This window comes from Sneathiella sp., assembly GCF_029233945.1.
GTDB lineage: Bacteria > Pseudomonadota > Alphaproteobacteria > Sneathiellales > Sneathiellaceae > Sneathiella.
The window spans coordinates 1-12,816 of sequence record NZ_JARGOQ010000059.1; the positions used below are offsets into that span (position 1 = coordinate 1).

A 12,816-nucleotide genomic window follows, 5' to 3' on the forward strand; every position below is an offset into this window, starting at 1 on the left:
AACGGTAAATGGTTGATGATCGATTGCGGGATTTCCTTTGCCGATGACCGCGCGCCGGGCATTGATGTGATTGTTCCCGATCCCGGCTGGATTGCCGAGCGGCGAAAAGATCTTCTGGCGATCATCGTTACCCATGCGCATGAGGATCATGTTGGCGCAGTGGCGAGGCTCTGGCCGCAGTTTCAGTGCCCCGTTTATACAAGCCCGTTTACGGCGGAAATTCTTGCGCTGAAATTGGCGGAAGAAGGGCTGGAAAATGAGGTGGAAGTCAATGTCATCGCGCCCGGAAGCTCTATGGCCATCGGCGATTACCATATCGATTTTGTTGATCTCACCCATTCCATTCCGGAGATGCAGGCGCTGATGATCACAACGCCTTATGGCCGTGTTTTGCATAGCGGTGACTGGAAGCTCGATCCCGATCCGGTTGTCGGCCCTGCGAGCAATCTTGCCAAGATGCAGAAAGTCTCTGAGGCGGGCGTGCTCGCCATGATCTGCGATTCCACGAATGTCTTCAAGGAAGGGGTTTCTGGCTCCGAACTCGCGGTGCAGGATAGTCTGGATGCCTTGCTGCGCGAGATTCCGACGGGTCGGATTGCGGTGACGACCTTTGCCTCCAATATCGCGCGGCTCAAGACCATCGCCTATGTGGCGGAACGCCATGACCGGCATGTTGTCCTTGTTGGCAGGTCATTGCATCGTATGACGGGGGCAGCCAAAAAAGCAGGTTACCTCAATGACTTGCCGCCGTTTCTTGATGAGAAAAATGCAGGCCATATCCCGCGCGACAAGATCCTGTTGCTCTGCACGGGCAGTCAGGGGGAGCCGCGCGGTGCCATGGCCCGCATCGCGCGCGGGGAGCATGCCCATATTGAACTTTCCAAAGGTGATACGGTCATTTTCTCCTCCAAGGTGATCCCGGGAAATGAAAAATCATTGTACGGGCTGCATAACCAACTGACGGAATCCGGTGTGAATGTGATTACCGAAGCCGATGAATTTGTTCATGTTTCCGGTCATCCGGCGCGGGAAGAGCTGACCGATATGTACCGGATCGTGAAGCCAAAAATTGCCATTCCGGTACATGGAGAGGCGCGTCATATCCGCGCGCATTGTGAACTGGCCTTGTCCCTTGGCGTTGAACAGGCTATTGAAATTACGAACGGCAATGTCCTGAAGCTGGCCCCGGGCGAGGCAGAGATTATAGACGACGTTCCCTCAGGTCGGCTGGCGGTCGATGCGGGTGGGCTGACGCCGCTTGACGGGGAATTCCTGACTACCCGCCGCCGCCTTGTTTATAATGGCAGTGTGAGCGGGGTTGTCATCGTCAATGATAAGGGCCAGATAACAGAGGACCCGATCATTCGCCTGCGCGGCGTGCTGGACGAGAGTTTGTTTACCGAGTTGCAAAAAGAGTTACGGGAACAGATAATAATCAACCATAATAAGCTGAAAAAACAGGATAAAATGGATGATGAGCAGGTCGAGGAAACGGCACACAACGCGGTACGGCGGGTTTTCCGGCGATTGGCAGGCCGACGCCCGATAACCGATATTTACGTGATCAGATTTGAAGAAGAATAAGGATTTAAGGAAAATGATTGGACGTTTGAACCATGTTGCCATTGCTGTGCCGGATCTAGAAGCTGCCGCAGCGATCTATCGTGATACGCTTGGCGCGAAGGTAAGCCCGCCGCAGGATGAGCCGGAAAATGGTGTGACTGTGGTTTTTGTCGAGCTCGAAAACACGAAAATTGAACTCCTGCATCCACTTGGCGAAGACTCTCCGATTGAAGGCTTTCTGAAAAAGAATGCGTCCGGCGGCATTCATCATGTTTGCTATGAGGTTGAGGATATTATCGAGGCGCGGGATCGTCTGAGAGCCAAGGGTGCGCGCGTTCTCGGCGATGGGGAGCCCAAGATCGGTGCCCATAAGAAGCCGGTTCTTTTCCTGCACCCGAAGGATTTCAGCGGAACGCTGGTCGAGCTTGAACAGGTATAGGGCACACATATGTCTTTTGTCGGCGGCCTTGTTATTTTTTGTATTACCTGGATGGTAGTCCTCTTTACCGTGCTCCCCTTTGGCGTGAGGCCGCAAGGGGAGGAAGAGGGAGAAATCGAGCCGGGAACAGTGGAAAGCGCGCCGATCAACCCCAGAATCTGGGCGAAGTTTGCCCTGACCACCGTCATAACGATCCTGATATTCATCATTATCTGGACGATATTCGAGTTGGAACTGTTTGATCTGCGTGCATTTTTTCAGAACATCTAATGGATTGAATTCATGATCCGGTCTATCCTTGTCCTGACATTTTTAATCGGTTCTGTGGGCTCTGCCACGGCGGAAGATATCCGGATGGTAGTGTCACGGAAAGACTGCGAGAGGATCGTGAAATATACGCCCGATCCCGATGTAACCTATAAGCCGGGCGTCGATGTTCATGGAAAGCCGGTTGCGCCCGCCGATCTCAGTGGCAGTCAAATACAGATTCCTGATCAGATATTTATCGATTTATCCTTGCCGTTTAAGGATTTACTGGAAAATTATAATCCCAAGCTCAAAAATGCAGAAGTCTATGTCGGAACAGTGGAATATGATATCGCGTCGGGCAAGCTTCTCTTCAATGGTCAGGAGCTGGCCGACCCGGCGGAGAATGCCATCGCCAGGGAATGCCGCAAGCGGTATCAATAGGGTGAAAACCTTGCAATCTTTGCGAATCCCGTTAAAAGTCTGACAACTATTCAACACCGTGTAATCGAACCGAGGCCCCCAATGCGTCTGTCCCGTTTTTTTCTCCCCACCCTGAAGGAAGATCCGAAGGAGGCGCAGATTGTCTCTCACCGGTTGATGCTGCGGGCGGGAATGATCCAGCAATCCTCCGCCGGGATTTATAGCTGGCTGCCGATGGGCTTTCGGGTGCTGAAAAACATCGAACGGATTGTCCGCGAAGAGCAGGACCGGGCCGGTGCGCTCGAAATCCTGATGCCGACCATACAGCCGGCGGACCTCTGGCGGGAATCCGGTCGCTATGATGACTATGGCAAGGAAATGCTGCGGATCACCGACCGGCATGAGCGCGATATGCTCTATGGCCCGACGAATGAGGAGCAGGTGACAGATATTTTCCGTACTCATGTCAAAAGCTACAAGAACCTGCCGCTCAATCTTTATCATATCCAGTGGAAGTTCCGTGACGAGGTGCGCCCCCGTTTCGGCATCATGCGCGGGCGGGAGTTCCTGATGAAGGATGCCTATTCCTTTGATCTGGATTATGAAGGTGCTAAAACGGCTTATAACAATATGTTCGTAGCTTACCTTAAGACGTTTGCGCGGCTTGGGTTAAAAGCCATTCCCTTGCGCGCGGCAACCGGACCGATCGGCGGCGACCTCTCCCATGAGTTTATCGTCCTTGCGGATACGGGTGAGAGCGAGGTGTTTTACCATAAAGACCTTCTCACGCAAAAAACACCGGATCGCGATAACTACACGGCGGAAGAACTGCAGGAAATTGTCGACCAGTGGACCAGCTTTTACGCGGCGGCCGATGATATGCATGATCCGGATAAATGCGATGTAAGCGGTGATGATCTGGTGACCCGCCGCGGGATCGAGGTTGGGCATATCTTCCATTTCGGCGATAAATATTCGAACGCCATGGGCGCAACGGTTGCCGGGGCTGAAGGCAAGGACGTGACCGTCTCAATGGGATCCTACGGTATTGGCGTTTCCCGCCTCGTGGGGGGCATTATCGAGGCAAGCCATGATGATGATGGTATTATTTGGCCCGAAAGCGTCGCGCCGTTCAAGGTCGGGCTGATCAATCTTAAAAGTGGCGATGACGCCTGCGATGGGGCTTGCGATGATTTCTATAGCAAGCTGATGACTGCCGGTGTCGATGCGCTCTATGATGACACGGCGGGCCGGGCTGGCGAAAAATTTGCCAAGATGGACCTGATCGGGCTGCCGTGGCAGGCAACGATTGGCCCGCGTGGGGTCAAGTCCGGCATGGTTGAGGTGAAGAACCGCGGTACCGGGGAAAAACAGGAACTCTCGACGGATGATGCGCTTAACCTGCTGGTGGGCAAAGCCTAGTGTTTTCCCGCTTTGAATGGACGATGGCGCTTCGATATCTGCGCGCCCGGCGGCAGGAGGGGTTTATCTCCGTCATCGCCACCTTCTCCTTTCTCGGGATTGGCTTGGGTGTGGCGACATTGATCATCGTCATGTCGGTGATGAACGGTTTTCGCGCCGAGCTTCTCGATCGCATTCTCGGCCTCAACGGTCATTATGAGGTGCGGGCGCCGGCGCCGGATAGTCTTGTCGATTATGACGGGGTGATCGCCCGGCTCGCGGATATCCCCGATGTCGTGCGCGTCACCCCGATTGTCGAGGGGCAGGTCATGGCGTCGGGCAAGGAGGCAAGCGGTGCGCTTGTGCGGGGTATCTCGCCAAACCAGCTTGCATCTCTTGATGTGCTCTCCTCCAATATTATCGACGGGTCACTAGAGAGCTTTGGCGAGAACAACTCGATCATCCTTGGCTACCGGCTTGCGCGCACCCTAGGTGTGAATGCGGGCGACAAGGTTAAGCTCATTTCTGCCAATGGCACGCCAACGGCCTTCGGCACGATGCCGCGCGTTAAAACCTATGACGTCGCCGCGCTCTTTGATACCGGCATGTATGAGTATGATAGCGGCTATATCTATATGTCGCTGAAAGCCGCGCAGAGCTATTTCCGGCTGGGCGAGGGGGTCACGGCGCTTGAAGTTTTCGCCGTTGATCCCGATAAGGCGCTTGAAATCCGCCGGGAGATTATTCAGGCGGTCAATATCCGCGCCTTTATCTATGATTGGCAGCAGTCGCGCGCGAGCTTTTTCAATGCGCTTGAGGTTGAACGGAACGTGATGTTCCTGATCCTAACCCTGATTATCCTTGTCGCCGCGTTCAACATTATCTCCAGCCTGATCATGCTGGTGAAGGACAAGGGGCGGGATATTGCCATCCTGCGCACCATGGGGGCGACGCGCGGCATGATCATGCGGGTTTTCTTTATCTCCGGCGCCAGCATCGGGGTGATAGGCACGCTGTTCGGCTTTTTGCTCGGCCTTGGCTTCTGCATGAATATCGACAAGATCAAGGGCCTGATCGAGGGGATTACAGGCGCCGAGCTTTTCTCCGCCGAGATTTATTTCCTCTCCCATCTGCCCGCGAAGATCGATCCGATGGAAGTCACGACAGTGGTGATTATGGCGCTTGTCATTTCGCTGCTTGCGACGATCTATCCGTCCTGGCGGGCAGCGCGTCTCGATCCGGTGGAGGCGTTGCGCTATGAGTGAGCCGGTCCTCAAACTCGAGAATATCGGCCGGACTTTTGCGCAAGGCCAGGAAAAGCTGCTGGTTCTTGAGAATGTCTCACTTGAGTTGCGGCCCGGCGAGATTGTCGCGCTGCTGGGGCCGTCCGGTTCGGGTAAATCAACGCTTTTACAGATCGCAGGGTTGCTGGAGCCGCCGACCAACGGGTCGGTCATCATCGACGGGATCGATTGCAGCAAGGCGCGGGATAATAAACGCACGGAAGTTCGTCGCGACAAAATCGGTTTTGTTTATCAGTTTCATCATCTGCTGCCAGAATTTTCGGCACTTGAAAATGTAATGATGCCGAACCTGATTTCCGGCGTTCCGAAGAGACAAGCGAAGAGCCATGCAACGGAACTCCTGACCGGGATGGGTCTGGCGGAACGGCTCGGGCATCGTCCGGCCAAGCTTTCCGGCGGGGAGCAACAGCGCGTTGCCATTGCCCGCGCGCTCGCCAATGATCCGCTCGTCCTGCTTGCCGATGAACCTACCGGCAATCTTGATGAGCAGACGGCGGAGATGGTTTTCCAGCATTTCCTCGATGTAACCCGCGATCGCGGTGTTGCAGCGTTGGTTGCGACTCATAACACCGATCTCGCTCGCCGCATGGACCGCATTGTTCGCGTCCATGATCACGGCTTAGTTATTGAATAAACTTCGCTTTTTTTCCTCTAGGCTCTACATCTCAGCCTGATGGCTCAGTTTCGCGACGGGATGCCATTGGTTAATAAAATTTAAAGCAGTTTCCGGCAATATTCCATTAACTCTAAATGATGATGGGTATGGGACGGCATGTCGAATTCATTTTCGATCAACCACTTCAACGGAATTCTGCGGCAATTGACTCTGGTCATCGGGTTTATTCTATACGCCCTGTTTTTGGGTGTGGTGCCGTCCGCAAACGCGCAGCAAATGGATGGTAACGACACTATCAATCCATCTATTGTGCCGGATGTGCATCCTGATCCGTCCCGCATCCAGAAAGATTACCTGCTTGAAAACCCGATCTCACCGCCTGATACCTCCAGTCCGCGCGCAACGATAGAAAGCTTCCTCTTCCTGATGGGGGAGGCGCGCAATATCTGGCTCGATGTGCGCGATGATTACGCTAAAGGTGACACCATACTCTTGAGTGAAGCTGATGAACGGCGCCTTGCTATGGTGCAGACAATCCTCGAAAAGGCATCGCAGACGTTTGATTTGAGCGCCATACCGGCAAGCACGCGGGAGCATGTCAGCATTGAGATCGTGCTTCAGCTTCTTGAGGTATTTGACAGGATCGATCTTCCGAGGCTCTCGACGATCCCCGGCTATGAAGTGGGCATTTTTCCCTCGGCATCGGACCTTGCGACCTTGCCTTCCAGTTGGTATGTTCCCGGCACGAATATTGTCATTGCACGCCTGCAGCAGGGACCGGCGCAGGGCGCTTTTCTCTTCTCCAAGGAAACGGTTGAGCGCATCCCGGAAGATTATGAAACAATCAAGAATTTTCCCCTTAAGCATGACCGGACGGAAGATCTCTATAACTATTACATCTACACGCCGGGCGGCTTTGTCGCGCCTAAATGGTATGATTTCCTGATTGCCGGCCCGGATTGGCTTCAAAAGGAGATTTATAACCAGACGGTCTGGCAATGGATGATGTTTGTCCTGCTGACGCTTCTGTTCGCTCTCGCGCCAGCACTCCTCCTTCGGCGATCCCGCCCGGACGAGGATGAGGAGATCACGGCGCGCCGTCAGATCCGCCAGATGCTCTCCTGCGGAGGTCTTGTCTTTCTTGTCCTGTTTTATCGCTATCTCTGTAACAGCCAGATCAACATCACCGGCGGATTGATGGAGGGGATTAGCACCGTGACGACTGCGATTATCTGGTCTTGTGTCGCGTTGCTGACGTATCAACTCCTGAACTTCCTTTATTCCTCGGCGGTGAGGAACCCGGCGGTCCCCACGGGCAGTATTGACGCCAGCCTGCTGCGGACCGGATTTCGGGTCTTCTCCTGCACAGTGGCACTGGTCATCATGGGTTATGGCGCGACGCAGATTGGTATTCCGGTCTATGGCGTGATTGCCGGTCTTGGGGTTGGCGGCCTGGCGATTGCTCTTGCCGCGCAGCCAACAATCGAAAACCTGATCGGTGGCATTATCCTTTATGCGGACCGGATGGTGCGCGTTGGTGAATTTTGCCAGTTTGACAATCTTTCCGGCACAGTCGAATCCATCGGCATTCGCTCCACCCGGATACGGGCACTCGATCGCACCGTTATCACCATCTCGAATGCGGATCTCGCCAAGCGGAAGATCACGAACTACAGCCGTCGTGACCAATTTCATCTTCGCCATCGTATCGGCCTGAGGTACCAGACAACGCAAGCGCAACTGACTGTAATCATCGATGATATCCATAAATATCTTGAGAACCATCAACAGGTGAAAGCCGACCCCCTCCGGGTCCGTTTTGTTGAGTTGGGTGATTATTCCCTCAATATAGAAATCTACGCCTATGTGGATGTTGGCAGCATGCCGGATTTCCTGGTTGTTCAGGAAGAAGTGTTGATGAAGATCGTCGGGATTGTCCGGGCGCGCGGCGCTGATTTCGCCTTCCCGTCTACAACCACCTATCTTGCCTCCGACAGTACGCCGGAGGAGGGAAGCTCGCTGATTAGCTGGCCGCCGAAGGGTGACGCGAAAGCTTTATCAAAGTAGGAATAATTTAAAAAACCTTCGCGATTATTTAAAAATATAATTAAATCAATATATTAGTTAATAAATTTAGCGGAGAAATATCTGGTTGACAAAAGAACAAAACAAGAACAAAATGCTTCTCAACAGACAAATAGGAGCAGCAATCATGAATATCGACCGGATGATAAAAAGCGGATTTGAATGTGCGGCATTTGCGGGGGCGCTGGGCATGATGGTGTTCTGGGCGGATATTGTGGCGGGACTGACCGGTTAATAAAACCGGACATATGGTTGAGTAACAGGAGAGGGGAGTTATCCACAAGAAATTTATCGGTTGAGGCTGTCAAGGCCTGACCTTTGGAAAAGGACATGTAATAGTGGGACGGCTTAAATCACAGATTGGAGACGTGCCGTTGCCCAACCTTGAGAGTGATCCCCGCTTCATACATCTGCGTGTCCATTCCGCCTATTCCCTGTCCGAAGGGGCGGTGCCGATCAAGCAGTTGCAGAAGCTGTGCGCGGATAACCGGATGCCCGCCGTGGCGATCGCGGACACCAGCAATCTGTTCGGCGCGCTCGAATTCTCTCTTGCCATGATGGGGGGTGGGGTGCAGCCCATTATCGGTTGCCAGATCGCGCTTCTGCGGGAGGATGGCGTCGATCGGAGTGGCCGGCGGCCCGAACCGGACCCCATTGTTCTGCTGGCCCAGGATGAGGCAGGCTATAACAACCTCCTGAAACTCACCTCCCATGCCTTCCTTAAGACGGACGCAGGAGAGACGGCACAAGTCCCCTTTGACGTTCTGGCCGAGAATTCGGCGGGTATCATCTGCCTGACCGGCGGATCGGAAGGACCGATCGGTCGCCTGATCGCCGCGGATCAGCTTGAGACGGCGGAGAGTTATGCCCGAAAACTTGCCGAGACGTTCAAGGGGCGGCTTTATATGGAGCTTCAGCGCCACGGACTACCGCTTGAGGAAAAGACGGAACCGGGCTTTCTGAAAATTGCCTATGATCTCGACATTCCGCTGGTAGCGACGAATGAGGTGTTTTTTGCCGATCGCGGTATGTATGAGGCCCATGATGCGCTTCTTTGTATCGCGATGGGAAAATATGTCGGCGACCAGAACCGGATCAAGCGCACACCGGAGCATTACTTTAAATCGCAAGCGGAGATGGTTGAGCTTTTCTCTGATTTGCCGGAGGCAATCGATAATACGCTGGTTATCGCGCAGCGCTGCGCCATCGCCTCACCCACACGCGATCCGATATTGCCGGCATTTTCCTCTGCCGAAGGACGGGATGAGGCTGGTGAGCTTGCCGCACTGGCAAGGAAAGGTCTGACGGTCCGGCTTGAAAATGAAGTCTTTACTGAGGGGATGGCGACGGCTGAGCGGGAGGCCAAATCGAAAGAATATTTCGACCGGCTTGAATATGAAATCGACGTGATTAATGAAATGGGCTTTCCGGGCTATTTCCTGATCGTCTCCGATTTTATCCAGTGGTCGAAGATACATGACGTGCCGGTGGGACCGGGGCGTGGATCGGGCGCAGGTTCCGTCGTGGCTTGGGCGCTGACCATTACAGATCTCGATCCACTGCGCTTTGGATTGCTGTTTGAGCGGTTCCTGAACCCTGAACGTGTGTCCATGCCCGACTTCGATATCGATTTCTGTCAGGACAAGCGAGAACAGGTGATCCGCTATGTGCAGGATAAGTACGGCCATGACCAGGTCGCGCAGATCATTACCTTTGGTAAGCTGCAAGCAAAAGCGGCGGTCCGCGATGTCGGGCGCGTCCTGCAGATGCCCTATGGCCAGGTGGACCGGATCAGCAAGATGATTCCGGCCAATCCGGCCAACCCAGTCAGCTTGCAGCAGGCTCTGGATACCGAACCGCGCCTTCGGGAGGAACGAGCCAATGACGCCGATGTCGCGCGGCTTCTCGAAATCGCGCTGCAGCTCGAAGGGCTGTATCGCCATGCCTCAACCCATGCCGCCGGGGTGGTGATCGGTGACCGACCGCTTGATGAGCTGGTGCCGCTCTATCGCGATCCGCGTTCCGATATGCCGGTGACCCAGTTTTCGATGAAGTATGCAGAAACGGCCGGGCTGGTGAAGTTCGACTTTCTCGGGCTCAAGACCCTGACAGTGCTCGACCGGGCGAAGGCGCTGCTCGCCCGCCGGGGGATCGAGATTGATTACGCAAAACTGCCGCTCGATGATCCGGCGGTGTTCGAGCTTCTCTCAACCGGCAATACCATCGGTATTTTCCAGCTTGAAAGTTCCGGTATGCGGGACATGCTCCGGAAGATGCGCCCTGACGCGTTCGAGGATATCATCGCTATCGTGGCGCTCTATCGCCCCGGCCCGATGGAAAATATCCCGACCTATATCCGCCGCAAGCATGGAGAGGAAGAGCCGGATTATCTGCATCCCATTCTAAAACCTGTGCTGGAGGAAACCTACGGCGTTATCATCTATCAAGAACAGGTGATGGAAATCGCCAAGACCCTTGCCGGGTATAGTCTTGGCGAAGCGGATAATCTGCGTAAGGCCATGGGCAAGAAAATCCAGAAAGAGATGGATAAGCAGCGCGCCATTTTTGCCAAAGGCGCCAAGGAGAAGGGCGTTGCCACGAAGGATGCCACCCATATCTTTGATCTGGTGGCGAAATTCGCGAACTATGGCTTTAACAAATCCCATGCCGCCGCCTATGCGCTTGTCTCCTATCATACCGCCTGGCTCAAGGCGAATTATCCGGTGGAGTTCATGGCGGCCTCCATGAGCCTTGATATGAACAATACAGACAAGCTTAATATCTTCCGTCAGGATCTGGAGCGGATGAAAATTCCTGTTTATCCACCCTGCCTGAATAAGTCAGAGGTGGAGTTCTCGGTAGAGTTCGATGGCGATGAGGGTGCCGTTCGCTACGCGCTTGCGGCGGTCAAGAATGTCGGGCGGGAGGCGATGGCCGGGATTGTCCGCGAACGGGGGGAGAACGGGGCGTTCAAGGATCTGTTTGATTTTGCGGAGCGCCTTAACCCGAAATATATGAACAAGCGTCAGGCGGAAAATCTCGTCCGGGCGGGTGCATTTGATGCCCTGCATGACCACCGCGCGCAAGTCTTTGCGTCGATCGAAGTTCTTCTGCGCCAGGCTCAGCAATCGGAGGAGGAGCGGGGTTCGGGCCAGGTTAACCTCTTTGGTGGGGCGTCGGAATCATTGGTAGTGCGGCCCGACTTGCCTGAGGTATCACTTTGGACATCGATGGAAAAATTGAAGCAGGAATTCGATGCCATCGGCTTTTATCTCTCCGGCCATCCCCTTGATGCCTGGGACAAGACCCTCGACAAAGCCGGTGTGCGCAGTTCAGCGAGCTATCTTGCGGGTCTTGGATCAGCCGAAAGCGCCGGGATGTTGGCGGGTACCGTCATGGGCAAGCGGGAACTTCGCACGCGCAAGGGAAAACCGCTTGCCTTCGTGCAGCTTTCCGATGCGACCGGGGCTTTTGAAGTCACGATGTTTTCCGAAACGCTGGAAAAATATCGCGATCTTCTGGTCGTGGGTCAGTCGCTTGTCCTCCGGGTAACGGGGAATCTCGATAATGATCAACCCCGGCTGACAGTCCAGAGCCTGCAACGACTTGAATCCATGGCGGCAACGATCGCCGATGGGGTGCGTATTTTTGCGAATGATGATAAGCCTCTTGCAGAAGTCTCGACGATCCTCAAGCAGGGCGGGCGAGGACGGGGCCGTGTTGCCTTTATCCTCAATCTTGAGGCGGAGGCGAAGGAAGTTGAATTTGACCTCTCCGATCAGGCGAATATCACGCCCGAGGTGCGCCAAGCGCTTAAATCAACCCCCGGGGTGATCGATGTTCACGATATTTAGTCTTTCACGCCAGATTTGTGGTTAAATTGGTATTTTTCCCTTGCATCTGGTGACGGAGGGGCCTATTTAGCGACCTGTTAAATTCACACGTGGGCTTTGGGTAAGGCTGTGTTGGTCTTTCCCTTCCGGTGTTCAAAGGATAATCCTTAGAACCGCAGCTCACGGAGGTTCAACCGGAAAAGGAGATTGCAGAATGGCTCTGCCTACTTTTACTATGCGTCAGCTTTTGGAAGCTGGTGTTCACTTTGGTCACCAATCACGTCGCTGGAACCCGAAAATGGGTCCTTATATCTTCGGCGCTCGTAACAAAATCCATATTCTCGATCTGCAGCAGACAGTGCCGATGCTTTATCAGGCGCTGAAAGTCGTGCGCGATACAGTTGCGGGCGGCGGACGTGTTCTGTTCGTTGGCACGAAACGCCAGGCATCTGACGTCGTTGCGGAAAGCGCAACACAATGCGCCCAGTTCTATGTCAACCATCGCTGGCTCGGCGGTATGCTGACTAACTGGAAGACAGTTTCAGGGTCGATCAAGCAGCTGCGCCAGCTCGAAGAGCAGCTCGCGGGGGAACACACAGGACTGACCAAGAAGGAAATCCTGAAAAAAACCCGTCAGCGGGACAAGCTGGAGCGCGCACTCGGTGGTATTAAGGAAATGGGCGGTCTGCCGAATGTGATCGTCGTGATCGATACCAACAAGGAAGAGCTGGCGGTACAGGAAGCCAACAAGCTTGGTATTCCGGTTGTCGCGATCCTCGACAGCAACTCTGATCCGGATGGCATCGCCTACCCGATTCCGGGCAATGACGATGCCCTCCGCGCGATCAGCCTCTATTGCGACCTGTTCAAGCAGGCGGTTCTCGATGGTATTTCCATGGAAATGGC

10 protein-coding genes are annotated in these 12,816 nt (G+C 54.3%); all 10 read left to right on the top strand.

Translation table 11 applies throughout. The annotated features are described in order from the left end of the window. Nucleotides 1–1,584 (top strand): ribonuclease J (locus P1U71_RS15375; protein ID WP_301106511.1); only part of this gene is annotated, 1,584 nt, incomplete at its 5' end. Nucleotides 1,585–1,597: 13 nt separating this feature from the next. After that, a complete protein-coding gene (gene mce / locus P1U71_RS15380; protein WP_301106512.1) occupies nt 1,598–2,002 on the top strand; it encodes a methylmalonyl-CoA epimerase in 405 nt (134 codons plus the stop codon). 9 nt (nt 2,003–2,011) lie between these two features. Continuing rightward, nucleotides 2,012–2,272 (top strand): DUF1467 family protein, encoded by a 261-nt coding sequence (locus P1U71_RS15385; RefSeq protein ID WP_301106513.1) that lies wholly within the window; start codon nt 2,012–2,014, stop codon nt 2,270–2,272. 12 nt (nt 2,273–2,284) lie between these two features. After that, complete coding sequence (locus tag P1U71_RS15390; RefSeq protein ID WP_301106514.1) at nt 2,285–2,692, top strand: hypothetical protein; 408 nt, start codon at nt 2,285–2,287, stop codon at nt 2,690–2,692. A gap of 81 nt (nt 2,693–2,773) precedes the next feature. Next, nucleotides 2,774–4,093 (top strand): proline--tRNA ligase, encoded by a 1,320-nt coding sequence (proS, locus tag P1U71_RS15395; RefSeq protein ID WP_301106515.1) that lies wholly within the window; start codon nt 2,774–2,776, stop codon nt 4,091–4,093. Between the two features lie 23 nt (nt 4,094–4,116). Beyond that, nucleotides 4,117–5,337: a lipoprotein-releasing ABC transporter permease subunit gene (locus P1U71_RS15400; RefSeq protein ID WP_367281206.1), complete on the top strand. Its 1,221-nt coding sequence runs from the start codon at nt 4,117–4,119 to the stop codon at nt 5,335–5,337. Further along, nucleotides 5,330–6,010, top strand: a complete 681-nt coding sequence (locus P1U71_RS15405; RefSeq protein ID WP_301106517.1) for an ABC transporter ATP-binding protein — start codon at nt 5,330–5,332, stop codon at nt 6,008–6,010. The genes P1U71_RS15400 and P1U71_RS15405 overlap by 8 nt, the downstream gene beginning before the upstream one ends. Before the next feature lie 138 nt (nt 6,011–6,148). Next, on the top strand, nt 6,149–8,059 hold the full coding sequence (locus tag P1U71_RS15410) for a mechanosensitive ion channel family protein (protein WP_301106518.1): 1,911 nt from the start codon (nt 6,149–6,151) through the stop codon (nt 8,057–8,059). Between the two features lie 386 nt (nt 8,060–8,445). After that, on the top strand, nt 8,446–11,931 hold the full coding sequence (dnaE, locus tag P1U71_RS15415) for a DNA polymerase III subunit alpha (RefSeq protein WP_367281207.1): 3,486 nt from the start codon (nt 8,446–8,448) through the stop codon (nt 11,929–11,931). A gap of 193 nt (nt 11,932–12,124) precedes the next feature. Further along, a partial coding sequence (gene rpsB, locus P1U71_RS15420) for a 30S ribosomal protein S2 (protein ID WP_367281205.1) occupies nt 12,125–12,816 on the top strand: 692 nt, incomplete at its 3' end.